The sequence below is a fragment of the Microbacterium sp. AC035 genome, assembly GCF_979258485.1.
Map to the genome: position 1 here is coordinate 1,511,041 of NZ_OZ409858.1, position 22,819 is coordinate 1,533,859.

Here is a 22,819-nt window from a genome sequence, read left to right on the forward strand (position 1 = left end):
TGATCAGGCGCCTCAGGCGGCGGCCTGCTCCTTGATCGACTCGACGGCCTCGTTGAATCCGCCGCTGGTGAGCGACGAGCCCGCCACGCGGCTGACCTCGATGTCGTCGAGCGACTTGCCCACGACCTCATCGGCGATGCCGCCGATGAACTCGCCCTGGTACTGCTCGCTCTCGCGGGCCTGCGGATCGCCGGTCACCTCGACATCCGTGACCAGGCCGTCCGCGACGGTGAGGGTCACACTGATCGTCTCGACGGTCTCGGGCGTCTGGTACGAACCGTCTGCGGTGTAGGTGCCGTCGGTGTACTCCCCGCCGGCCGCCGCGCCGGAATCGGTCGATTCGGTGCTCGTGTCGGTTCCGGTGTCGGTGGACTGGTCTTCGGCGTCAGCCGTGCCGGAGCATCCCGCGAGGACGAGGAGTCCTGCGACACCGGCCAGGGCTGCGCCCTTGCGAACAGAAGTCGGTACAGTCGTGCGGATCATGATGGTCCTCCCGGCCTTGATGGGTGTGTTGTGTCGACCGTAGGGACAGCGTCTATGCGCGGGCTGTGTCCGATATATGAGTCGCCTAGGCGTCCCCGCCGAACATGCTCGTGACAGATCCGTCTTCGAAGACCTCATGGATCGCGCGTGCGAGCAGCGGAGCGATCGGAAGGATCGTGAGCTTGTCCCACTGGCGCGACTCGGTCAGCGGGATGGTGTCGGTGATCACGACCTCGTCGATCGATGCGTCCTGCAGGCGCTCGGATGCCGGGTCGCTGAAGATCGCGTGCGTCGCGGCGACGATCACGCGGTGTGCGCCACTCGCCTTCAGTGCCTGCGCCGCCTTGACGATCGTGCCGCCGGTGTCGATCATGTCGTCGACGAGGAGGCAGGTGCGCCCCTCGACCGTACCGACGATCTCGTGCACCGAGACCTGGTTGGCGACCTTCGGGTCACGGCGCTTGTGGATGATGGCGAGCGGCGCGCCCAGGCTGTCCGACCAGGTGTCGGCGACGCGGACGCGGCCCATGTCGGGCGAGACGACGGTGAGGATCTTGCGATCCTCGGCGCTCAACGTGCTCTTGAAGTAGTCCATCAGCACGGGCTTGGCGAAGAGGTGGTCGACGGGACCGTCGAAGAATCCCTGGATCTGCGCGGCGTGCAGGTCGACGCTCATGACACGGTCGGCGCCGGCCGTCTTCAGCAGGTCTGCGACGAGGCGGGCGCTGATCGGCTCACGGCCGCGACCCTTCTTGTCCTGGCGCGAATACGGATAGTACGGGGCGACGACGGTGATGCGCTTGGCCGAGGCGCGCTTCGCGGCGTCGATCATGATGAGCGTCTCCATGAGCCACTCGTTGACCGGCTCGCCGAAGGTCTGGATCAGGAACAGGTCGCAGCCTCGGATCGAGACCTCGAACCGGGCGTAGATCTCACCGGATGCGAAGGTGCGGTGCTCGGTGGGCACGACCTCCGTTCCGAGCGATTCGGCCACCGCCGCGGTCAGCGCGGGGTGCGATCGACCACCGGCGACCACGAGTCGCTTCTTGGTCTTGGCCACGAGACCCGGAGCGATGCCGTTGTCCCGGTCCAGATCGACCGTCTTCTTCTTGCGCGCCATCGTTCTGCCTACTCCGCCACTCGGGTTCGGGCTGCGGCGTCTGCCGCGCCCGTGCCTGCCCTGTTCTTCTCGACCCAACCCTCGATGTTGCGCTGAGGGGCGACGCTCATGGCAAGGGAACCGGCGGGGACGTCCTTGCGGACGACGGCGCCGGCACCTGTCTTGGCGCCGGCTCCCAGCCTAACGGGCGCGACGAGGGTCGTGTGCGAGCCGGTGTGCACCTCGTCCTCGACCACGGTGCGGTGCTTGTTCACGTCGTCGTAGTTCGCGGTGATCGTGCTGGCGCCGAGGTTGACGCCGCGGCCGATGGTCGCGTCGCCGACGTACGACAGGTGCGGGACCTTGCTGCCCTCGCCGATCTCGGCGTTCTTCGTCTCGACGTAGGCGCCGATCTTGCCTCTGGCGCCGAGCACCGTGCCGGGGCGGAGGAACGAGAAGGGTCCGACCGTCGCCTCAGCGCCGATCACGGCGAGCGTGGCGTCGGTGCGGCGGACGACCGCATCCTCGCCCACCTCGCAGTCGACGAGGGTGGTGTCCGGGCCGATGATCGCCCCTTCGGCGATCGTCGTGGCTCGCAGGATGTGCGTGTTCGGGAGGATCGTGACGTCGGGTGCCAGGGTGGCGTCGTCGTCGATCCAGGTCGTCGCCGGGTCGATCACCGTGACGCCCTCGAGCTGCCAGCGCCGCACGATACGCCGGTTGAGCAGGCGCCCGACCTCGGCGAGCTGAGCACGGTCGTTGACGCCATAGGTGACGGTGACGTCGGATACGACGGATGCCGCGACACGACTGCCGTCGCGACGCAGCAGCCCCGGCACGTCGGTCAGATACATCTCGCCCTGCGCGTTGTCGACGCCCACAGACGGGAGGTACTTGCGCAGGGTGCCCACCCGGAAGACGTACATTCCCGCGTTGATCTCGCTGACGGAAGCTTCGTCTGCCGTCGCGTCCTTCTGCTCGACCACGCGGTCGACGCCGCCGTCTGCATCGCGGATGACGCGGCCGTAGCCGGTCGGGTCCTCGACCACCGCGGTCATCAGGGTCGCCTCCGCCTCGGCGGCGCGGTGCGCATCGAGGAACGAACGCAGCGTGTCGGCATCCGCCAGAGGGCAGTCGCCCGAGAGCACGAGCACGTCTCCGTCGAAGTCCGCGGGCAGTGCATCGACCGCGACCTGCACCGCGCGTCCGGTGCCCGGAACATCGTCCTGGTCGATGAAGACAGCGCCGGGGTAGTCCTTCTCGAGTGCGGCGACCACCTGGTCGCGCTCGTGCCGGACGACGACCTCGACGTGGTCGGCCTCGAGGCGACCCGCCGTCGTCAGGACGTGGCCGACGAGTGGGCGCCCGCCGATCGGATGCAGCACCTTGGGCAGGCGCGAACGCATGCGGGTTCCCTGGCCTGCGGCGAGGATGATGATCGCGAGCTTGTTCCCAGTCATGCTCCGCCGCCAGGACTCGAACCTAGACCTAACAGCTCCAAAGGCTGTCGTGCTGCCATTACACCACGGCGGACCGCGGGCTCCATGAGGAAGCCGCCCGCTCATTCTGCCACGCCGACATCGGCGTGAAACACGACTCTGGCATCCTGCGGTGATGAGCATCGTGATCGACAGGGTGATGACGGCCACACCCGACCTCGCCGAGTTCCTCCTGGCCCACCACGCCGACATGGCGGGCACCGCGCCGGTGGAGAGTCAGCACGCTCTGCCACTGGCCGGGCTCCTCGTTCCCGGAGTGCGCCTGTTCACTGCGCGCGACGGCGGTGTTCTCGTGGCCACCGGGGCGCTGGCCGCGATGACGGACGACGATGACCATGAGGAGCTGAAGTCGATGCGCACCGACCCCGCCCGCCGTGGCCGGGGGCTGGGCTCCCTCATGGTGGAGGCTCTGCTGGCCGATGCTCGTGAGCGCGGGGTGCGCCGGGTGTCGCTCGAGACCGGGAGTGCCGACTTCTTCAGACCGGCACACGCACTCTATGCTCGCGCCGGATTCCGGGAGTGCGGGCCGTTCGGCGACTATGCGCTCGACCCGCACAGCACATTCATGAGCGTCGAGCTCGAGGAGGTCGGGCCTCCGGTGCCTCGCACGCGATAATGGACGGATGACTGAGGCGGATGAGGTCGACCGGATCGTCGGTGCCTGGAACACCCAGCGACCCGATCTCGACTTCTCACCCCTCGAGGTGCTGTCGCGGATGGATCGACTGACCAGGCTGCTCGACCGGGCCCGCAGGGATGTGTTCCGGCGCAGCGATCTGGAGGCCTGGGAGTGGGATGTGCTGTCGGCTCTGCGCCGCGCGGGCGCGCCCTTCCAGCTCTCCCCCAAGCAGCTGCTGCAGCAGACGCTGGTGTCGAGCGGCACGATGACCAATCGCATCGACCGGCTGGTCGGTCGGCGTTTCGTGCGTCGGGAGGGCGACCCGGCCGACGGTCGCAGCGTGCTGGTCACCCTCACGGACGACGGGCGCATCAGGGTGGATGCCGCGATCACCCGTCTGGTCGACGTCGAGGACGACCTCCTGCGGGCGCTCTCCCGTGGTGACCGCGATCGCCTGGCCGCGCTGCTGCGCAAGCTGAGCCTCAGCTTCGACGCGTGAGGATCTGAACATGGCCATGCTCTCCCCTCTTCCGGTGCGCGACGGCGTCGGTGCGACGCGTCTGCACGTCCCGATGAGCGGGGACTGGCCGACGGTGGGTGCCTACATGATCGAGCGCTTCTTCCACCTCGATCCCGAAGGCCTGCTCGCCCGTTTCGACCGCGGCGAGATCGTGGCACGTGACGGCAGCCCGCTGGCTCGGGACACCCCTCTGGGAGTCCACGAGTTCATCTGGTACTACCGCGATCCGCCCGTCGAGACTCGCCTGCCCGTCGAGATCGAGGTCATTCATCAGGACGACGACCTGGTGGTCATCGACAAGCCGCACTTCCTGCCGACGATCCCGGGCGGCAAGTTCCTGCAGAACTCGGCACTGATCCGGCTGCGCAACCTGCTCGACAACGACGAGCTCGCGCCGATCCACCGCCTGGATCGAGCGACCGCCGGCGTGCTGATGTTCTCGGCACGCCCGCAGACCAGGGGTCCTTACCAGCTGCTGTTCGAGAACCGGCAGGTGCAGAAGGTCTACGAAGCGGTGTCCGCTCGTCCTGCCGACTGGGATGCGTCGCGATTCCCCCTCGTCTATCGCAACCACATCGTGAAGCTCCGCAACGAGCTGAAGGTCCAGGTCGACGACGAACGCGAGCCGAACGCCGAGACGCAGATCGAGGTCCTCGATGCCGACGAACGCGTCGTGCACACGCTGCTGCGACCGCACAGCGGCAAGATGCATCAGCTGCGGGTGCACCTCGCAGCTCTCGGCCTCGGCATCCTGAACGATCCGTTCTACCCGGAGCTGCGCGGCGAGCGGCCCGACGACTTCGATCACCCCATGCAGCTGCTCGCGCGCGAGCTGCACTTCGTCGATCCGCTGAGCGGCGCGCCGCGGGTCTTCACCACGACGCGCACGCTGCAGGAAGCGCCTGTCAGCGGCGCATGATCTTGCGCGCGAGCCGCGTTCCGAGCATCTGCACGAGGTGCACGAACACCACGATCAGCACGATCGCCGCCCACATGACGAGCGGTTCGAACTGGCGGAATCCGTAGATCTGCGCGAAAGCACCGAGGCCGCCACCGCCGATGAGTCCGGCCATGGCCGTCATGTCGATGAGGGCGACGACGATGAACGTGTATCCGAGGATGAGCGGGCCGAGAGATTCGGGGATCGCCACCGTGAAGAGGATGCGCCATGGTCCGGCGCCCATCGCTCGAGCCGCCTCGATGACTCCGGGCGAGACCGACACCAGGTGCTGCTCGACGATGCGGCCGATCGCGAAGGCCGCAGCGAGGCCGATGATGAACGCGCCTGCAGTGGTTCCGATTCCGGTGCCCACCACTGCGCGTGCGAACGGCTGGGCGACAGCCATGAAGATCACGAACGGAATCGGCCGGAAGAAGTTCACCGCGAGGTTCGCGACGACCGAGACGGCTCTGTTCTGAGCGAGCCCGCCGGGCCGGGTGACATAGAGGATCACACCGATCGCGAGACCGAGGATCCCACCGAGCACGAGTGCGAACGACGTCATGTAGAGGGTCTCGAGCGCGGCCGCCCAGAATTCCGGCCACAGTTCGTTCAGACGATCCATCAGCGTGCCTCCTCTCCGGCGATCTCAGTGACTTCGACGCGCTGGGCGATGTCGGCGAGAGTGCGGTCGATCACGGCGTCGTCACCTCGGATCGCGAGCGTGAGGTGGCCGAAGGCGCGACCACGGATGTCGTTGATGCCGCCGTATACGAGTTCGAAGTCGAGACCGGCACTCGCGAGATCGAGGAACACCTGCGCCTGCGACGAATCGCCGTCGCGGAACGAGAACGTGACGAGACGCCCCTGATGCCGATCGCGCAGCACGGCCCGCTCCGACGGCGAGGGCACGCCCTTCACGACGGTGCCGACGAAACGCTGCGACGCGGGGTTCTGTGGGGCGGAGAAGACGTCGAAGACATCGCCCTGCTCGATCACACGACCGTTCTCCATCACCGCGACCTTCGTGGCGATGGTCTGGATGACATCCATCTCATGCGTGATGACGACGATCGTGACGCCCTGCTCCCGGTTGACCCGCTTGAGCAGATCGAGCACCTCGTGCGTGGTCTGCGGGTCGAGGGCGCTGGTGGCCTCATCCGCGAGCAGGATCGCCGGGCCGGTCGCCAGCGCGCGGGCGATGCCGACGCGCTGCTTCTGGCCGCCGGACAGCTGCTCGGGGTAGGCCTTGGCCTTGTCTGCCAGGCCGACGAAGCTGAGCAGTTCCGTGACACGTGTCTCGATGTCGGCCTTCGACCAGCCGGCGAGCTTGAGGGGGTAGGCGATGTTCGCCTTTACGCTCCGCGAGGCGAAGAGGTTGAACTGCTGGAAGATCATGCCGATCCCGCCGCGCACCTTGCGCAGCTCGCTCTCCTTGAGCGCCGTGATGTCGACATCGTCCACCGTGATGGTGCCGCTCGTCGCGGGTTCGAGCGCGTTGATCAGGCGCACGAGGGTCGACTTGCCCGCACCGGAGTATCCGATGATGCCGAAGACGTCGCCCTTCTCGATCGAGAGGGTGACGTCGTCGACGGCCACGACCTCGGCGTCTTCGCGGGTGCGGGAGGGGTAGGTCTTCGAGACGTTCGTCAGGGTGACGATCGGCATGTGGTGCTCCGGTCTGCTTCGGGAACGAAGAATCGGGTGACGCACGAAGCGCCACCCGATTCTCCCTCATCGGACGGGGGTGTCACGCACCCGGTCGTCCTACTTCTTGGCCTCGGTGTCCTCCTGGACCTTCTTCAGCGAGGCGACGAGGTCCTCGACCGGGGTCTGGAGCGGCAGGGCCGCGTCACCGGACGACTCGAGCAGACCGGCCTGCACGTCCTCGTTCGTCTGGAAGATCTCCACCAGCTTGAGGTAGGTCTCGTTGTCTGCGTCTTCGGCGCGCGCCGCGAAGATGTTCACGTACGGCAGCGCGTTCGGGTCCTCGGGGTCGTCCTTCGCGATGGCGTCGTCGAAGGTGAGTCCTGCGTCTTCCACGAAGTCGTTGTTGATGATCGCCGCGGCGACGTCAGGCAGCGACGTGGGGATCAGGGCGGCCTCGAGGGCAGTGACCTTGACCTTGGACTTCTCGGTGTCGACGTCGGCGAGATCCGAGAAGATCGTTCCGCCGCTCTTGAGTTCGATGAGACCGGCCGACTGCAGCACCAGCAGAGCACGTGCCTGGTTCGACGCGTCATCCGGAACGGCGACGGTCTCGCCCTCGGGGATGTCGTCGACATCGTCGTACTTCTGCGAGTACAGACCCAGAGGGTAGATCGCGGTGGATCCGACCGGCGTCAGGTCAGAGCCCGAGGCGCTGTTGTACTCGGCGAGGTACACGATGTGCTGGAACTGGTTGAGGTCGATCTCGCCCTCGGTCAGAGCGGGGTTCGGCTGCTCGTAGGAGCCGAAGTCGACGAGCTCGACCGTGATGCCCTCTTCAGCGGCGGCCTCGACGAACGGCGCCCACTGGGCGTCTCCCTTGCCGACGACGCCGATCTTGACGGTCTCGTTCTCGGAGTCACCGCCGCCTGCGCCTGCGTCGGAGGATGCCGTCGCGCAGCCTGCGAGTGCGACGAAGAGCGGGACCGCGGCGAGCGCGGCGATGACGGATGTGGTCCGACGGGATGCTGTGATGGACACGAGTGTTCGGGTTCCTCTCTTGGGGGACTCGAATACGTTAGACAGGGCGACGTACTGCGCGACAATCGAGCGTCACAGAGCGTCACAGCATTCAGTCGTACTCCTCGATGCCCTGCAGCCGCACCTGCTCGAGGTCGAGCCGAGCCGAGATGCGACGCACCACGAGGTCGTCGACGGTGCCGTCTCTCCGCAGCCCGAGCAGCACCTCGCGCTTGCGGTCGAGGAGAGCGAGCTTCAGCCTCGTGTGCTCCTCGTGCCTCAGGAGCGGCGAGCGCTGCATGACATCGACGTCGGCCGAGGTGGCGAGCATCTGCAACGTCCTGATCTCGCCTTTTGCGCCGTCTCCGGCGTCGGCGACGGCATCCGGCATGCGCAGTGCCACCTGCGTGGAATCGGCTCCGTCGGCATCCGATCCGGCGTCCATCTGCTGGTCGCCGCCGCCGAGCGGATCGGGCTCGCCCAGCATGACGTCGAGCGCCTGCGCCTCGGCATCGACGATGGCCTGCTCGCGGGCCAGCGCGCGGGCGTTCGAGAACTCGAGCATCTGATAGCCCTCGGCGCGCACCTTGTCGCGGATCTCCTGCCCGACGCCGTGCTCCACCGCGAGATCGTCGAGGGCCGCGAGGGCCGCTCCCGAGATCGTGCGCTCTGCCAGCTCGTACTCCTCGTCTTCGGCATGGTCGACGGGGAAGCGCGCCCAGCGGACGACGGCCGGGAGCAGCGGCCCCTGCACCAGCAGGCTCAGCAGGATCACCCCGGCGGTGACGAAGACGATCTCGTCACGCCCCGCGATCTCACCCTCGGTGGTGCTGGCCGCAGGCACGGACAGCGCGATGGCGAGCGACACCGCGCCTCTCATGCCGGCGACCGTCGACACCGCCATCGATCGGGCCCTCGCACCACGAGAAGGGCGCGCGGCGTTGCGTCGCTGGAACGGCGCGTTCATCACCTGGAAGAGATAGCGCACGACCAGCAGCGTCACCCACACGGCGAGCGTGATCAGCACGAGGCGGCCGATCGCCGCCGCCGAGATCTCATGCGCGACGAACTGCACCTCGAGACCGATGAGGACGAAGAGCGCGCCGTTGAGCAGGAAGACCCCGAAGGGCCACGCTGCAGCGACCTGACGACGCGACGAGGCGGTCGTCACCCGAGGAGACACGTAGGCGACGATGAGCCCGGCGACCACGACGGCGAGGACGCCGGAGGCGTGCACTATCTCGGCCAGCAGGAAGGCAGAGAACGGGATCAGCAGCAGGGTCACGTTGATCACAGTCGTCGACGAGGTGCGCCGGAGCAGCAGATAGCCGAGCGCGGCGATGACCACACCGGCGGCGATGCCTCCGATGTACGAGGTGAGCACTGACATCGTCACCGACAGCGGCGTCACGTTGCCGCCGAGTGCGAGCGAGATCGCGATGGCGTAGAGCACCAGGGCAGTGCCGTCGTTCGTCAGGCTCTCCGCCTTGAGCTTCATGAACATGCGGCGCGGCAGCAGGCGTCCGAGGGCGGCGACGGCCGTGGCGTCCGGCGGGGCGACGGCCGCGCCGAGGATGAGCGCGGTCTCCCACGGCATGCCGAACAGCAGCCCGACGCCGGCGACGGCGAAGGCGGATGCCACGACGAGCAGCGTGCTCATGGGCAGGATGTAGCGGAAGTCACGTCTGATCGAGCGCAGCGACGTGGTCAGGCTCTCCCAGAACAGCATCACCGGCAGGAACAGCAGCAGCACGGTCTCGGGCGGCAGCTGGATCTCGCGCAGCTGCGGCACGAAGCCCAGCAACAGACCGAGGATCACGAGCACGAGCGGCAATGCGAGCCGCACGCGCGGCGCCAGCAACGTGCCCACGAGGATCGTGAGTCCGATCAGGACGGTGACCTCGAGTCCTTCCATCCGAACCTCCCGGGTACCGCAGGATCAAGCTGTGCGATCCCGGCTGGCATCGAACCCCGCCCAGAGCACAGCGCATCGCACTGCCACCGTATTCCCGCTACGGCCGAATGGCGAGACCTCGTGTCAGTCGAGTTCTTCGGTGAGTTCGAACCAGCGCAGTTCGAGTTCCTCGATCTCGGCCTGCTGATCGCTGATCGCCTTCATCTTGTCGCCGAGGCCCGCGAAGTCCGACTGGTCGTGTTCAGCCAGAGCGGTCTTCGCCTTGTCGACCTGCTGGGTAAGCTTCTGGATGCGGCGCTCGAGCGACGAGACCTCTTTCTGCGCCGAGCGCAGGGCGGCGCCGTCGAGGTTGGAGGTCTTCTTGTCGGTGTTGACCGCCGTCTGCGACTTGCCGGGCGCCGAGGTCTGCAGCTGACGGAGCCGCAGATACTCGTCGACGCCTCCGGGCAGATGCCGCAGGTGGCCGTCGAGGATCGCGAACTGCTGGTCGGTCACGCGCTCGAGGAAGTACCGGTCGTGGCTGACGACGAGCAGGGTTCCCGACCACGAGTCGAGCAGGTCCTCGATGGCCGCGAGCATGTCGGTGTCGAGGTCGTTGGTCGGCTCGTCGAGGATCAGCACGTTGGGCTGGTCGAGGAGCACGAGCAGCAGCTGCAGTCGCCGCTGCTGGCCACCGGAGAGATCCTTCACCGGGGTGGAGAGCTGGGCGGAGTCGAAGCCGAGCCGCTCGAGCAGCTGCCCCGGTGTGAGCTCCTGCGCCTTCGAGCCCGAGCCCATCGTGTAGGAGGTGCGCAGCCGCGAGATCACGACACGCACCGGCTCGCGCCGCACATCCTCGAGTTCGTCGAGGCGCTGCGTGAGCGTCTTGACCTTCACGGTCGAGCCGCGCTTCACGCGACCCACGGTCGGCTCGACGGTGCCCGAGATGAGGCCGAGCAGCGTCGACTTGCCGGCGCCGTTGACACCCAGGATGCCGGTGCGCTCCCCCGGCGCGATGCGCCACTCGACATCCCGCAGCACCTCTCGCGTGCCGCCGTCGACGGTCGGGTAGGTCACTCCCACGTCGAGAAGGTCGACGACGTCCTTGCCCAGACGCGATACGGCGAGCGACTGCAGCGAGATCTTGTCGCGGATCTCGGGCACGTCGGCGATGAGCTCATTGGCCGCGTCGATGCGGAACTTCGGCTTCGCCGTGCGCGCGGGAGCTCCTCGGCGAAGCCAGGCGAGTTCCTTCTTGGCGAGGTTCTGGCGCTTGGCCTCGGTCGCGGCCGACATCCGGTCGCGTTCGACGCGCTGCAGGATGTAGGCGGCATATCCGCCCTCGAAGGGCTCGACGATGCGGTCGTGCACCTCCCAGGTCTCGGTGCAGATCTCGTCGAGGAACCACCGGTCGTGAGTCACGACCATGAGCGCTCCGGAGTTCGGGCTCCACCGCTTCTTGAGGTGCCCGGCGAGCCAGGTGATGGCTTCGACATCGAGATGGTTGGTGGGCTCGTCGAGGGCGATGACATCCCAGTCGCCCGTGAGCAGCTTGGCGAGCGAGACGCGTCGGCGCTGGCCACCGCTGAGGGAGCCGATCTCGGCATCCCAGGGGAGATCCTTCAGCAGTCCCTCGATCACGTCACGGATGCGGGGGTCGCCGGCCCATTCGTATTCAGGCGTGTCGCCGACGACCGCGGCGCTGATGGTCAGGTCGTCGCTGAGTGTGTCGGCCTGATCGAGCACGCCGATCGTCGTGCCTCCGCGCACCGTCACGCGTCCGGAGTTCGGCTCCTTGATTCCCGCAAGCATGCCGAGCAGGCTCGACTTGCCGTCGCCGTTGCGGCCGACGATGCCGATGCGGTCCCCCTCTTCGATGCCGAGGGTCACGGAGTCGAAGACGACTCTCGTCGGATATTCGAGGTGAAGGGCTTCTGCCCCGAGAAGATGTGCCATGTCATTCCCCAGGGTAGTCGGGCACGCTGGGTGGCTCGGTCAGCTGACGGTGTCGAGGACGGCGTCGACGACCGGAGCGTGTCTCGCCTCCATACCGGCATCCCAGGCGCCCAAGAGCTGGAAGGTCGCGATGCGGAACACGAGGGCGCGGATGATGTGCTGGCGGCCGTCTGCTCTCTCCTCTGCAAGCCTGAGCATCTCCGACGGTGCGAAGCCATGCCAGCACGCGGCGTCGGCCAACACGATCGCGTCGGCGAATCCGACCGGACGCCAGTACGGTGCCCAGTCGATGATCGCGGGGGGCTGCCCCGGTTCGAACATCACGTTGCCCAGAAGATCGCCGTGGATCATCTGCGCCGGGGAGGTGACGGGCTGGAAAGCGGTGGCGAGGCGCTGAAGCGTGTCGCCCGGCGGGAGAGATTCCTCTTCCCAGGCGATCCTGTCTGACCGCGCCCAGGGGTCTTGCGCGGCATCGAGGAAGTCCGGACGGTCGAGGTCGGCGACAGCACGATGGAATGCGGCGCCGGCGGTGAGCACGTCGGTCACGCGGGTCTCATCCGTGCGGCCGGGCAGCCATTGCCAGGCCTCCCACCTGTCGATCGTCCATGCTCCGGATGCCGACGGGATCGGGCGCGGCGTGCGGAATGCCGAGGAGTGCGGCAGGTGCGCGAGGACGTTCGCCTTCCACAGGGTCTCACCGTCTCCGGCCGACGGACGCAGCACCGTGTCGGCCGCACGCCAGGTCAGACCGCGTCCACCCGGGAGGTTCCGGAGTCCCTCGTGGTGCGGGGCGGGCACTCCGAACTCCGCGAGGACCGCGCTCGAGGGTGGCGTCGCGGTCGTCATGATCCGAGGTTACGACAGCTTTTCTGGCGCGGGTGAGCCTAAGAGTTCGGGGAGGGCTGCGGTGAACTCGTCGAAATGGCTGTACCAGATGGTGTGCGCGGCCCCGGGGATGCTGCGCACGTCGGCGCCGTTCGCCATGAGCCTGCGGGCGTCGTCGTCGCTGACCCACGCGCTCGGGTCTGCGCGCACGACGATTGAGCCGGCGTCGGGGAGCCAGGAGTGATCCGTATCGCAGGAGATGGATGCGGTCGTCGCCGGGTCGAAGAGTGCAGCGGCGCGAGCCTCGACCTCGGCATCCTTCGCGGAGTAGAAGGGGCGGGAGGCGAGCAGCTCTTCCGGAGACAGGCGCGTTCTGCGGTCGCGCTCATACTGCGCGGTGAGTGCTGCGCGGTCGTGACCTCCGGTCAGGGAGAGCGCTGCGTCGACATAGACGGACAGGTCAGGCTGCAGCATCTCGGCGGCCGCGGCGAGTACGGTCGCCCCATAGGAATGGCCGACGGCTGCGAGCGGGCGCCCGGGGGCGAGGTGCTGAGCCGTCTCGACCACAGACGCCGCCGCCTGCTCGATCGTGAGCTGCGGGTCGCGTTCCGACAGGCCGTGACCGGGCAGATCGAGAGCGATCACGCGGTGGCCGTTGGCTGCGAGCGGCGGGATCAGGCGCCACCAGCTCTGGGAAGACCCCATCATTCCGTGCAGCAGGAGCACAGTGCGTGGGCCTGTTCCGGTGTCGATCGCGTGGAGAAGCATCCCGCCAGTGTGGCACTGTTCGTTACCTCTTCGTAATCATGTCCCGATCGGAATGTCTCGTATCTATCTTCGAATGTCGGTGGTCTCTGATCTACTTATGACATGACAGCACTGCTCGACGCGACGGACGCACAGATGGCGACACTCGCCGATCTCGTCGACGCGCTGCAGGTCGCGGAGGCGACGCTGAGCAGCATGAGCGCCGCACGCGACGGGCTGCTGGCCATCGCCGGACGATTGGCGATCGACATCGCCAAGCAGGGCGATCATCCCGATCGCGGAGACCACTCTCTCCGCACTGTGGCTGCCGAGATCGGCGCTGTTCAGCGCGTCAGCGATCGCACGATCGAGCGGCGGATGGCGGCCGCAGAGCTGCTGGTCGATCAGTTCCCGGCAGTGTGGGCCGCGCAGGGGGCGGGGCGGATCAGCCCGGCCCATTCCCGGGTGATCGTCGACGCGGGATCGGGCATCGAGTCGCCCAGCGATCGTGAGAAGTACTCCGCGGTCATCCTCCCGATTGCCGAGGCGGAGTCGCCCAACCGTCTGCGCGCCCTCGCGCGCCGCGTGGCGGAGCGATTCGCACCCACGACGGTGTCCGAGAGACATCGTCGGGCCAGGTCTCAGCGGAGGGTGTGGATGACGGACGGCGAAGACGGGATGGCTGCGCTGCACACGCACGCGCCTGCCGCGCTCGTCCACGGCATGTTCGACCGCCTCTCGCAGATGGCGCATGCACTGCGCGACGAGAACCGTCGCGCGAAGCGCCAGGCGGCTCGCGACGGCAGCGAGTTCGAGCCGGATGATCGGACAATCGATGAGATCCGCGCCGATCTGCTCGCCGACCTCGTGCTCAGCGGACAGCCGACAGGTCACGACAGCGAAGACGGACTGCTCGGAGCGATCAGTGCCCGCATCGAGATCACCGTGCCGGTGACGACGCTGATGGATGACGATGCGGACGAGGCGTCGGATGCCGATACGGCGCCACCCGCCGAGCTCGACGGGCGGACCCCGATCGATGTCGACACCGCACGCACCATGGCCGGTCAGACGAAGGGGTGGGATCGGGTGCTGACGCATCCGATCAGCGGTCGAGTGCTCGCGGTCGACCGCTATCGACCGAGCCGCCACCTGCGCAGGCATCTGCGGGCGCGTGACCAACGATGTCGATTCCCCGCCTGTGGGATCGCGGCGCGCAAATGCGATCTAGACCACAATCACGCAGCCTCGACGGGTGGCGCGACCTGCGACACGAACCTCGCATTCTTCTGTCGCCGACATCACGTTCTGAAACACCACTCCCCCTGGCACGTCAAGCAGAAGCCGGGCGGAGTCATGGAATGGACGAGCCCTACCGGCCGCACCTACATCGACACCCCTCCTGCACCGAACACGGTGACCTTCACCGAGTCGGATGCCGTGCGCGCGCCTTTCTGACCGACGGTGGTCGCGCTGTGGATAACCACGACGGCGCTGAGCTCGGATTCATTACGGTTGCGCGGTGACCTCTCCTCGTTCTCGACACTCGTCAACGCCCTCCACTGAAGCGACAGCGGCAACGGTTTCGGGGATCAGACAGTGACGACGAGGCGCGGAAGGGGTGCGGCGGTCATGATCGTCGCGCTCGCGCTCGGCCAGGTGCTCGGGTGCGCGCCTGAGCCCGAACCGGTTCCCACGCCGACGAATGCCTTCTCCAGCGAGGAAGAGGCTTTCGCGGCTGCGGAAGAGGTGTACCGGGCGTACAACGATGCGGTGAATGCGCGATCAAACGGGATTGACGGCGCCGATCCTCAGGAGTATCTGACGGGACTAGCACTTGAAGGTGACATAGACACTCAGAACCTTCTGTCAACTAACGAGCTGCGCGTCTCCGGCGCCGCGGTCATCGAGGCATTCTCTGGGAAGTCGGCGAACCTCGGCGGTGCCCACTCGAAGATCACCGGCATTGTTTGCATCGACGTATCGAATGTCTCACTGATCGACAAATCAGGTGTGGATGTGACGCCGCTTGAAAGAGGCGAGAAGATCGCTCAGCGGGTTGCCTTCCTCGAGGCGGGGGACGCGCTGCGCATCTCCAACGAATCTACGGTTGATGGTCAGACATGTTGACCAAGGCGGCAGCAACTTGCGTCGGACTAATTCTGGTGATGGCCCCAGCGGCGACGGGAGAAGCCGGTATGAACACCTGTACGATAGCGGCGTCACGCGTGGGCATCTGCGGGGCCAACAACGGCAACTCCCTTGAGATCTCAGGCACTCAGCAACAGCCGAGCATTGATCCCGGCACGGACCCACCCCGCAGCAACGGCGGCCCAGGCGACCAAGCCGGTCCCGGCACGCGGACGGGGCCGAGCGATGAGGCGATCGACCTCGCGGCGTGCATGGACGACTCGGGTACGACGCGCTGCGCACGCCGCGCGAACCAGCCCGCGTCCCCGGCTGCCAATCCGTCGGCACCGGGCACCCCGACGATCACCATCTCCGACCTGGTGCGCTTCGCGCCGGCATCCGTTCTCGCAACCGCCGAACCGGGCGACGTCGGGATCGCGGGCATGCCGACCAACTTCCTCGGTGCCGCCTCGGTGCAGGAGCAGAGCGGTGAGCTGTTCGGCATTCCGCTGCGCGTGCGATTCACCCCGGCGGCCTACGACTACACCTACGGAGATGGCAGCTCGGCGACGCTGACCACGCCGGGGCAGACTTGGGAGACGCTCGGCCAGGCCCAGTTCACCCCGACCCCGACGAGCCACGTATACCGCGAGCCCGGTACCTATCTCGCCGACGTCGACATCCGGTACAGCGCCCAGATCTACGTCGGCGGCAGCTGGATGCCGGTCGCGGGACGACTCACGACCGACGGCCCCACTCAGGAGATCCGCATCCTCGAGGCCCGCACCGCCCTCGTCGCTCACACGTGCGAGGAAGACCCCGACGGCATCGGGTGCTGACCATCCCGATAGACGCAGGGGGAAAGCGAACGAGCCGCCCGGACCCGAAGGTCCGAACGGCTCGTCTGCTGTGAGAGCGAAATCGCTTACTGGTACGACTTCACGATCTCGAGAAGGCTCGACACATTGGCGAACGCCTCCTGGGTAGTCGCGTGAAGCTAGACGTTCCTCGCCTTTCGAGAGCGAATTCGCCTACGGCGCCCTGCTCCTCGAGAGGTAGCCTCCGACCGATCCCCTCCGGCTTAAACTAGACAGGTGCCATGGAGTCGCCGGGTGTTTTCGCTCTCACTAGCCAACCGCAAGGCAAAGCTGGTGCAGTCGAGAAGGCGACCCGGTCGCTTCGAGCTCAGCGTGGATGGAATCGCGCAGTCCGTCGTCTCGATCACCGAACCCACCTCCCTCGAGTACAGCTACACCCAACACATCGCCCGTGCAATGGATGCCGCCGCCGAGCCTGATGCGCCGCTGTTCACCGTGCACCTGGGGGCCGGAGCACTCACGCTGGCACGCTACGTCCAGGCGACACGCGCCGGATCACCTCAGCTGGTGGTGGAGTTCGAACCCGCACTGTACGCCGCCGTCATCGCCGCGCTGCCACTGCCTCCCGGCTCCGACATACGAGTCATCTTCGGCGACGCTCGGACGGTCGCGGACGCGGCGCTTCCGAATGAGAAGCCATCGCCGGGGCAGTCATCTCCGTCCCCCGGACTCGACGACGCAGCGGGTGATCCCACCGCAATCGACACCGATTGGGTGGAGGCGTGCTTCACCGTCGTCGATCTCTGGGATGCCGCCGTCATCCGGCATCGTGTGGCCAGCCAGGAGTTCTACCGCCGGGTCGCCGCGCGCTCCGCAGCAGCGGGCGTGGTCGCCGTGAACCTGCTCGACGGGCATCCGTTCGAATACTCACGACGACAGGCCGCGACCCTGAGCACCGTGTTCGATCACGTCGCTGTCGTGCTCGACGCAGAGCCGGAAGATGCGGAAGGGCAACTCGGCAACGTCGTCATTTTCGCGAGCGATGAGCCGCTGGACAAGGTGACCGCCTCCGCTTTGCTCGACACACCGCGACCTCATCTCCTCCGCGATGGCCCTCTGACGTCGTGGATCGCTGAAGCGCGCATCATGACAGATGCCGACGGCACAGACTCTCCCGATCCCGACGACCCCATCTGGGGCTAGCGCACCGTGTGCGGACGTCCTCCGACAGGACGTCCGCTTCCCACCAGCGGCTCGCCCGCGCGCGGTGTGAAAAGTCGACCCGACATGACAAAGAAGCCGTCCGGGTCATATGACCCGGACGGCTCCTCGTTCGCCCTCGGCAAGGGCTAATCGCTTACTGGTACGACTTCACGATCTCGAGGAGGCTCGGCACGTTGGCGTACGCCTCAGCGGCGTTCTCCTTCGTGACGATGATCGGGTCGAGCAGGTATGCCGGAACGACCTTGGCGCCGTTGTCGTACGACTCCTCGTCGTTGACGTCGACGTCCTCGCCCTTCTGCAGCTGGCCGACCATCTTGATCGACTGCTCGACGAGCAGCGCGGTGTCCTTGTTGATCGTGGAGTACTGGATGCCCTCCATGATCGACTTCACCGACTCGACCTCGGAGTCCTGACCCGTGACGACCGGAACCGGCTTGCCGGCCTGCTGCACCGAAGTGATGATGGCGCGAGCAAGAGTGTCATTCGGCGACAGCACACCGTCGACGACGGTGTCACCGCTGTACGACGAGGTCAGCAGCGTGTCCATGCGGTTCTGTGCGTTCTCCGGCAGCCATCCCTCGGTCGCGGTCTGCGCGATCTCGGTCTGACCGGAGACGACGACGAGGTTGCCGTTGTCGATTTCCGGCTGGAGCACGTCCATGGCGCCGTCGAAGAAGACCTTCGAGTTGGCGTCATCCGGCGAGCCCGAGAAGAGCTCGACGTTGTACGGAGCCTCGTGGCCTGCGCGCTCGGCGAGACCGTCGAGCAGAGCCTGGCCCTGCAGCTGGCCGACCTTGAAGTTGTCGAACGCGACGTAGTAGTCGACTGCCTCGGTGTTCTCGATCAGACGGTCATACGCGATCACGTATGCGCCTGCATCCTTGGCGGCCTGCACCTGGGTGGCGAGCTGCTTGCCATCCTTCGCGCCGATGATGATGACCTTGGCACCGTTGGTGACCATGGCCTGAATCTGGTTCTGCTGCTCGGCGACCGTGTTGCTCGCCGGAGCGTACTGCACGTCGGCCTTGAAGCCGGCCTCTTCGAGGCCGTCGGTGAAGAGCTGGCCCGCGAGGACCCAGTTCTCACTGGTCTTGTCGGGAAGCGCGACACCGATCGGAGAATCGGCGGCGAAGCCTGCTTCGGCCTCTTCGCCGGATCCCGTGTCGGTTCCGCCGCCGCGCTCACCGGAGCAGCCCGTGAGTGCGAAGGCAGCCGTCGCGACGAGCGCTGTCGCTGTGACGATGATCTTCTTCATGTGATCTCTTTCTGTGTGATGTGACGGATTCTGCGTGCGAGCACTGCGCGGAGATTCCGCTTACTCGGCCCTTGTCTTGTCGACGGGAGGGGCTTGGTAAGTCCTGTTGGGTTCGAAGGTCGAGTTCGCCTCCGGGTCGCTCCTGAGAGCGGAGCGGCGCGTCAGCAGACCGATGAGCGACGGGCGGCCCTGCTGCTTGTTCCAGACGTCGATGCCGACGGCGAGCAGGAGCACGAGGCCCTTGATCATCGAGACGACATCGGCACCCTGGCCGAGCAGCGCCAGACCGTTGTTGAGGAAGGCCATGACCAGACCACCGATGATCGACCCGATCACGGTGCCGATGCCACCGGCGACGGCGGCGCCACCGATGAACACCGAGGCGATGGCGTCGAGCTCCCAGCCGGTGCCGTCGTTGGGGCCGGAGGCCTGCGAGCGGGCGACGAAGATCATGCCGGCGAGTGCGGCCATCATCGACATGTTCATCATGACGAAGAAGTCGACCCAGCGGTCCTTCACACCGGAGAGGCGTGCGGCCTGGCGGTTGCCACCCACGGCGTAGATGTGACGCCCGAACACCGTGTTGCGGGTGATGAACGAGTAGATGATGACGAGGGCGAGCAGGATCAGACCCGGAACCGGGAAGCTCGTGCCGGGGCGACCGGTCGCGAACATCCACGCTGCGGCGAGCACGACGACCGAGAGCAGGACGACCTTCACCACGCTGACCCACAGAGGCGCGCTGTCGGAGCCCATCTTGTGCTGCTGGCGACGGGTGCGGATCTCCCAGAAGACCAGCCACGCCACGGCGACCAGGGCGAGGAGCATCGTCGGCACGTTGAAGTCGAGCGGAAGTCCGACCTCAGGCAGATAGCCGGTGCCGATCACCTGGAAGCCCTTGGGCACCGGAATCGTCTGAGCGTCGCCGATCCACTGCTGCGCCCCGCGGAAGAAGAGCATGCCGGCGAGCGTCACGATGAAGGCCGGCACGCCGACGTACGCGACCCAGAACCCCTGCCAGGCACCCACGAGGGCCCCGACTCCGAGGCCGAGCAGGATCGCCAGCGGCCAAGGGAGGTTCCAGTCAGCCATCGACTTCGCGACGATGATGCCGGTGAAGGCCGCCACCGAGCCGACGGACAGGTCGATGTGTCCCATGATGATGACCATCACCATGCCGATCGCGAGGATCAGGATGAACGAGTACTGGTTGATGACGTTGATCAGGTTGCCCGACGTCAGCGTCGCGCCGTTCGGTCCGTTGCGCAGCAGCGTCAGCACCTCGAAGAGGACGATGATGACGATGAGGCTGCCGAGGATGCCGAACTGGCGCAGTGACGAGGTGCCGTTGCTTCCGAACATCTTGCGGATGTCGCCGAAGTGGAAGCCACGCTTCGTTGTCGTGAGGTCGGTGGTCATGCTGATGCTTTCTGAGTCGCGGAGGTCATGCTGCGCATGAGGGCCTCGGGTGTCGCCTGGTCGGCCGGGATGCAGTCGGTGACCCGACCTTCGAAGACTGTGTAGATGCGGTCGGAGATGCCGAGCAGCTCGGGCAGCTCGCTGGAGATGACGATGACGCCCTTGCCCTGGGAGGCGAGCTCGTTGATGATCGCGTAGATCTCGTACTTCGCTCCGACATCGATGCCGCGGGTGGGCTCGTCGAGGATCAGCAGGTCGGGGTCGGTGAACATCCACCGCGCCAGCACGACCTTCTGCTGGTTTCCTCCCGAGAGCTTGCCGACGCCCTCTTCGACGCTCGGCGTCTTGATGCGCAGCGCCTTGCGGTAGCGCTCGGCGACCGAGTACTCCTCGCGCTCGTCGACGACGCCGCGCTTCGAGATCTTCGACAGCTTGGCCGCCACGACCGACCGCTTGATGGTGTCGAGCAGGTTGAGCCCCAGCACCTTGCGGTCCTCGCTGACGTACGCGAGCCCGTGCTTGATGGCGGAGGAGACGTCGGGGATCGAGATCTCCCGGCCGTCCTTGACGATCTGTCCACCCAGGAAGTTGCCGTACGAGCGGCCGAAGATGCTCATCATGAACTCGGTGCGCCCCGCGCCCATGAGTCCGGCGATGCCGACGACCTCGCCGCGGCGGACATCGAGGTTCGAACCCTTGACGACCATGCGCTCGGAGACCGTCGGGTGCTGCACCCACCAGTCCTTGACCTCGAAGAACACCTCGCCGATCTCGGGGGTGCGGTCGGGGTAGCGGCTCTCGAGCGAGCGGCCGACCATCCCGCGGATGATGCGATCCTCGTTGATCTCGCCGCGCGAGATGTCGAGCGTCTCGACCGTGCGGCCGTCACGGATGATCGTGATCTCGTCGGCGATCTGCTCGATCTCGTTGAGCTTGTGGCTGATCATGATCGACGCGATGCCCTTGGCCTTGAGGCCCAGGATCAGGTCGAGGAGGTGCTGCGAGTCGTTCTCGTTGAGGGCGGCGGTGGGCTCGTCGAGGATGAGGAGCTTGACGTCCTTGTTGAGGGCCTTCGCGATCTCGATCAGCTGCTGCTTGCCGACACCGAGCGTCTTGATGGCGACGTCGGGGTCTTCGCGGAGCCCGACGCGGGCCAGCAGCTCGACCGTGCGCTGACGCTGTGCGCGCCAGTCGATCGCGCCGAAGCGGCGGATCTCGTTGCCGAGGAAGATGTTCTCGGTGATCGAGAGCTCGGGGATCAGCGCGAGTTCCTGGTGGATGATCGCGATGCCCGCCTGCTCGCTGGCCGCGATGTCTCGGTAGCGCTGCTCCTGGCCGTAGAGGAGGATGTCCCCCTCGTACGAGCCATAGGGGTACACGCCGGAGAGGACCTTCATCAGGGTCGACTTCCCGGCGCCGTTCTCCCCGCAGATCGCATGGATCTCTCCTGCGCGGACGGTGATGGATACGTCAGACAGCGCCTTGACACCCGGGAACTCCTTGGTGATGCTGCGCATCTCCAGGATGGGGCCTGACACGACCGGCAACGTTGCTGTGGTGCTCACAAGATCTTCCTCGCGACGGGCGGTCACCTTCGATGTGACCGTTCACATTGGATTACATAGTCTACGCTCGCTGAGACGCTGTCAAGACCACGAGCGAAATTGTGGCTCTATCGAGGTGCGGACGATTCCCTCGTGCGCAGGGTGGTCTGGAGCGGCCCGAACTGCGGCACCTGCTCACCCCGGATCTGCGCGAGCAGGAGCCGCACCGCCCGGCGCCCGAGCTCGGGGAAGTCCTGGTGCACGGTGCTCAGAGTCGGCGCGACGTGCGCGGCCACCGGGATGTCGTCGAAGCCGACGACGCTCACGTCCTCCGGCACGCGGACGCCGGCATCCCGGAAGCCGTGCATCAGACCGATCGCCATCTGGTCGTTCGCGACGAACACGGCTGTGAAATCGCGTCGCCGCGACAGCTCCTGGCCCGCGAAGTAGCCGAAGTCCGCCGTCCAGTCGCCGCGGATCGGCGGGAAGGTCGGAAGGTCGGCCTCGCGCAGCGCATCCAGGTACCCGCGCATACGCGACTCGGCCTCGATCCAGTCCTGCGGCCCCGCGATGTGGATGATGTCGCTGTGCCCCAGTGCGATCAGATGCTCGGTGGCGGTGCGCGCACCGGCGACCTGATCGGCCGACAGGGTCACCCCATCGGACCCGGAGGCGGTCTGCAGCGATACGAACGGCATCTCGACAGCCATGCCCTTGAGCACATGGAACGCCCGGACCTGCGGCGCCAGGACCACGATGCCGTCGACCTGCTCGCGCGCCAGCTGCCGCAGGGCGTTGCCGATCGCCTCGGGCGTCGTGGCCGAGAGGTTCAGCGTCGAGACCGAATACCCCTCCTCGCGAGCGGCATCCTCGATGCCGACGATCGAGGACGTCGGCCCGAACTCCCCCACCGTGGCCGAGAGGATGCCCAGCATGTTCGACTTGCTGGTCACCAGCGCCCGCGCGGCGAGATTGGGGCGATAGTCGAGCACCGCGATGGCGTCGAGGACCTTGGCCTTCGTCTCAGGACGGATGCTCGGGTGGTCGTTCAGCACCCTCGAGACGGTCTGGTGCGACACCCCCGCGAGTCGAGCGACATCGCGGATGCTCGGCATCCGGGCACGCTCGGAGGCAGTCGACATCACAGACCTCCTTGTATGTGCACGGTCACATCGTCACT

21 protein-coding genes and 1 tRNA gene are annotated in these 22,819 nt (G+C 66.6%); 7 read left to right on the top strand and 15 right to left on the bottom strand.

Going from position 1 to position 22,819, the window contains the following annotated elements; translation table 11 throughout:
• Positions 1-12: 12 nt before the first annotated feature.
• The 4 genes from ACZ0AA_RS07335 to ACZ0AA_RS07350 form a co-directional block, all read right to left on the bottom strand.
• A complete protein-coding gene (locus ACZ0AA_RS07335) occupies positions 13-483 on the bottom strand; it encodes an FMN-binding protein (RefSeq protein ID WP_400865137.1) in 471 nt (156 codons plus the stop codon).
• 85 nt (positions 484-568) lie between these two features.
• Entirely contained in the window at positions 569-1,603 is a 1,035-nt protein-coding gene (locus ACZ0AA_RS07340; RefSeq protein WP_400865140.1) for a ribose-phosphate diphosphokinase, read from the bottom strand.
• 8 nt (positions 1,604-1,611) lie between these two features.
• On the bottom strand, positions 1,612-3,042 hold the full coding sequence (gene glmU / locus ACZ0AA_RS07345; protein ID WP_463512545.1) for a bifunctional UDP-N-acetylglucosamine diphosphorylase/glucosamine-1-phosphate N-acetyltransferase GlmU: 1,431 nt from the start codon (positions 3,040-3,042) through the stop codon (positions 1,612-1,614).
• Between the two features lies 1 nt (position 3,043).
• A tRNA-Gln gene (locus tag ACZ0AA_RS07350) sits at positions 3,044-3,115 on the bottom strand.
• Positions 3,116-3,196: 81 nt separating this feature from the next.
• On the opposite strand from ACZ0AA_RS07350, the gene ACZ0AA_RS07355 reads away from it, so the two are divergent.
• From ACZ0AA_RS07355 to ACZ0AA_RS07365, 3 genes are read left to right on the top strand one after another with little or no spacing between them, the layout of a single operon-like run.
• Positions 3,197-3,697: a GNAT family N-acetyltransferase gene (locus ACZ0AA_RS07355; RefSeq protein ID WP_463512546.1), complete on the top strand. Its 501-nt coding sequence runs from the start codon at positions 3,197-3,199 to the stop codon at positions 3,695-3,697.
• A gap of 7 nt (positions 3,698-3,704) precedes the next feature.
• Positions 3,705-4,199: a MarR family winged helix-turn-helix transcriptional regulator gene (locus tag ACZ0AA_RS07360; protein ID WP_042537429.1), complete on the top strand. Its 495-nt coding sequence runs from the start codon at positions 3,705-3,707 to the stop codon at positions 4,197-4,199.
• A gap of 16 nt (positions 4,200-4,215) precedes the next feature.
• Complete coding sequence (locus ACZ0AA_RS07365; protein ID WP_400866978.1) at positions 4,216-5,139, top strand: pseudouridine synthase; 924 nt, start codon at positions 4,216-4,218, stop codon at positions 5,137-5,139.
• On the opposite strand, the gene ACZ0AA_RS07370 is transcribed toward ACZ0AA_RS07365, so the two are convergent.
• From ACZ0AA_RS07370 to ACZ0AA_RS07400, 7 genes are all read right to left on the bottom strand, one after another.
• A complete protein-coding gene (locus ACZ0AA_RS07370; protein ID WP_400865151.1) occupies positions 5,126-5,785 on the bottom strand; it encodes a methionine ABC transporter permease in 660 nt (219 codons plus the stop codon). The genes ACZ0AA_RS07365 and ACZ0AA_RS07370 overlap by 14 nt on opposite strands.
• The gene (locus ACZ0AA_RS07375; RefSeq protein ID WP_463512547.1) at positions 5,785-6,828 is read right to left on the bottom strand and encodes a methionine ABC transporter ATP-binding protein; all 1,044 of its coding nucleotides are present in this window, start codon (positions 6,826-6,828) and stop codon (positions 5,785-5,787) included. The genes ACZ0AA_RS07370 and ACZ0AA_RS07375 overlap by 1 nt, the downstream gene beginning before the upstream one ends.
• 99 nt (positions 6,829-6,927) lie before the next feature.
• Positions 6,928-7,848, bottom strand: coding sequence for a MetQ/NlpA family ABC transporter substrate-binding protein (locus ACZ0AA_RS07380; RefSeq protein ID WP_463512548.1), 921 nt, complete (start codon positions 7,846-7,848; stop codon positions 6,928-6,930).
• Between the two features lie 91 nt (positions 7,849-7,939).
• Positions 7,940-9,742, bottom strand: a complete 1,803-nt coding sequence (locus tag ACZ0AA_RS07385; RefSeq protein WP_463512549.1) for a Na+/H+ antiporter — start codon at positions 9,740-9,742, stop codon at positions 7,940-7,942.
• Between the two features lie 123 nt (positions 9,743-9,865).
• Entirely contained in the window at positions 9,866-11,677 is a 1,812-nt protein-coding gene (locus ACZ0AA_RS07390; protein WP_463512550.1) for an ABC-F family ATP-binding cassette domain-containing protein, read from the bottom strand.
• Between the two features lie 39 nt (positions 11,678-11,716).
• Positions 11,717-12,523: a hypothetical protein gene (locus tag ACZ0AA_RS07395; protein ID WP_463512551.1), complete on the bottom strand. Its 807-nt coding sequence runs from the start codon at positions 12,521-12,523 to the stop codon at positions 11,717-11,719.
• Positions 12,524-12,532: 9 nt separating this feature from the next.
• Positions 12,533-13,270 (bottom strand): alpha/beta fold hydrolase, encoded by a 738-nt coding sequence (locus ACZ0AA_RS07400; protein ID WP_463512552.1) that lies wholly within the window; start codon positions 13,268-13,270, stop codon positions 12,533-12,535.
• Between the two features lie 102 nt (positions 13,271-13,372).
• Between ACZ0AA_RS07400 and ACZ0AA_RS07405 the strand changes: the two genes are divergently transcribed.
• From ACZ0AA_RS07405 to ACZ0AA_RS07420, 4 genes are all read left to right on the top strand, one after another.
• Positions 13,373-14,707 (top strand): HNH endonuclease signature motif containing protein, encoded by a 1,335-nt coding sequence (locus ACZ0AA_RS07405; protein WP_463512553.1) that lies wholly within the window; start codon positions 13,373-13,375, stop codon positions 14,705-14,707.
• Positions 14,708-14,881: 174 nt separating this feature from the next.
• Entirely contained in the window at positions 14,882-15,379 is a 498-nt protein-coding gene (locus ACZ0AA_RS07410; protein ID WP_463512554.1) for a hypothetical protein, read from the top strand.
• A gap of 68 nt (positions 15,380-15,447) precedes the next feature.
• Positions 15,448-16,218: a hypothetical protein gene (locus ACZ0AA_RS07415; RefSeq protein ID WP_463512555.1), complete on the top strand. Its 771-nt coding sequence runs from the start codon at positions 15,448-15,450 to the stop codon at positions 16,216-16,218.
• 351 nt (positions 16,219-16,569) lie between these two features.
• Entirely contained in the window at positions 16,570-17,400 is an 831-nt protein-coding gene (locus ACZ0AA_RS07420) for a polyamine aminopropyltransferase (RefSeq protein ID WP_463512556.1), read from the top strand.
• 154 nt (positions 17,401-17,554) lie between these two features.
• Here ACZ0AA_RS07420 and ACZ0AA_RS07425 read toward each other — a convergent pair whose 3' ends face one another.
• From ACZ0AA_RS07425 to ACZ0AA_RS07440, 4 genes are all read right to left on the bottom strand, one after another.
• On the bottom strand, positions 17,555-18,676 hold the full coding sequence (locus ACZ0AA_RS07425) for a substrate-binding domain-containing protein (RefSeq protein ID WP_463512557.1): 1,122 nt from the start codon (positions 18,674-18,676) through the stop codon (positions 17,555-17,557).
• A gap of 60 nt (positions 18,677-18,736) precedes the next feature.
• The gene (mmsB, locus tag ACZ0AA_RS07430; RefSeq protein WP_400865187.1) at positions 18,737-20,095 is read right to left on the bottom strand and encodes a multiple monosaccharide ABC transporter permease; all 1,359 of its coding nucleotides are present in this window, start codon (positions 20,093-20,095) and stop codon (positions 18,737-18,739) included.
• Positions 20,092-21,612 carry a multiple monosaccharide ABC transporter ATP-binding protein gene (mmsA, locus tag ACZ0AA_RS07435; protein WP_400866981.1) on the bottom strand — a complete coding sequence of 507 codons (1,521 nt, stop codon included), beginning with the start codon at positions 21,610-21,612 and terminating at the stop codon, positions 20,092-20,094. The genes mmsB and mmsA overlap by 4 nt, the downstream gene beginning before the upstream one ends.
• Positions 21,613-21,767: 155 nt before the next feature.
• On the bottom strand, positions 21,768-22,781 hold the full coding sequence (locus tag ACZ0AA_RS07440) for a LacI family DNA-binding transcriptional regulator (RefSeq protein WP_400865190.1): 1,014 nt from the start codon (positions 22,779-22,781) through the stop codon (positions 21,768-21,770).
• Positions 22,782-22,819 lie beyond the last annotated feature (38 nt).

Bases quoted from the DNA above. Each gene is read 5' to 3' on its own strand.
- ACZ0AA_RS07390 (WP_463512550.1), bottom strand. From the start codon at position 11,677: ATGGCACATCTTCTCGGGGCAGAAGCCCTTCACCTCGAATATCCGACG.
- ACZ0AA_RS07400 (WP_463512552.1), bottom strand. From the start codon at position 13,270: ATGCTTCTCCACGCGATCGACACCGGAACAGGCCCACGCACTGTGCTC.
- ACZ0AA_RS07385 (WP_463512549.1), bottom strand. From the start codon at position 9,742: ATGGAAGGACTCGAGGTCACCGTCCTGATCGGACTCACGATCCTCGTG.
- ACZ0AA_RS07395 (WP_463512551.1), bottom strand. From the start codon at position 12,523: ATGACGACCGCGACGCCACCCTCGAGCGCGGTCCTCGCGGAGTTCGGA.
- ACZ0AA_RS07360 (WP_042537429.1), top strand. From the start codon at position 3,705: ATGACTGAGGCGGATGAGGTCGACCGGATCGTCGGTGCCTGGAACACC.
- ACZ0AA_RS07365 (WP_400866978.1), top strand. From the start codon at position 4,216: ATGCTCTCCCCTCTTCCGGTGCGCGACGGCGTCGGTGCGACGCGTCTG.
- glmU (WP_463512545.1), bottom strand. From the start codon at position 3,042: ATGACTGGGAACAAGCTCGCGATCATCATCCTCGCCGCAGGCCAGGGA.
- ACZ0AA_RS07340 (WP_400865140.1), bottom strand. From the start codon at position 1,603: ATGGCGCGCAAGAAGAAGACGGTCGATCTGGACCGGGACAACGGCATC.
- ACZ0AA_RS07375 (WP_463512547.1), bottom strand. From the start codon at position 6,828: ATGCCGATCGTCACCCTGACGAACGTCTCGAAGACCTACCCCTCCCGC.
- ACZ0AA_RS07355 (WP_463512546.1), top strand. From the start codon at position 3,197: ATGAGCATCGTGATCGACAGGGTGATGACGGCCACACCCGACCTCGCC.
- mmsA (WP_400866981.1), bottom strand. From the start codon at position 21,612: ATGCGCAGCATCACCAAGGAGTTCCCGGGTGTCAAGGCGCTGTCTGAC.
- ACZ0AA_RS07415 (WP_463512555.1), top strand. From the start codon at position 15,448: ATGAACACCTGTACGATAGCGGCGTCACGCGTGGGCATCTGCGGGGCC.
- ACZ0AA_RS07410 (WP_463512554.1), top strand. From the start codon at position 14,882: ATGATCGTCGCGCTCGCGCTCGGCCAGGTGCTCGGGTGCGCGCCTGAG.
- ACZ0AA_RS07425 (WP_463512557.1), bottom strand. From the start codon at position 18,676: ATGAAGAAGATCATCGTCACAGCGACAGCGCTCGTCGCGACGGCTGCC.
- ACZ0AA_RS07335 (WP_400865137.1), bottom strand. From the start codon at position 483: ATGATCCGCACGACTGTACCGACTTCTGTTCGCAAGGGCGCAGCCCTG.
- ACZ0AA_RS07405 (WP_463512553.1), top strand. From the start codon at position 13,373: ATGACAGCACTGCTCGACGCGACGGACGCACAGATGGCGACACTCGCC.
- mmsB (WP_400865187.1), bottom strand. From the start codon at position 20,095: ATGACCACCGACCTCACGACAACGAAGCGTGGCTTCCACTTCGGCGAC.
- ACZ0AA_RS07440 (WP_400865190.1), bottom strand. From the start codon at position 22,781: ATGTCGACTGCCTCCGAGCGTGCCCGGATGCCGAGCATCCGCGATGTC.
- ACZ0AA_RS07370 (WP_400865151.1), bottom strand. From the start codon at position 5,785: ATGGATCGTCTGAACGAACTGTGGCCGGAATTCTGGGCGGCCGCGCTC.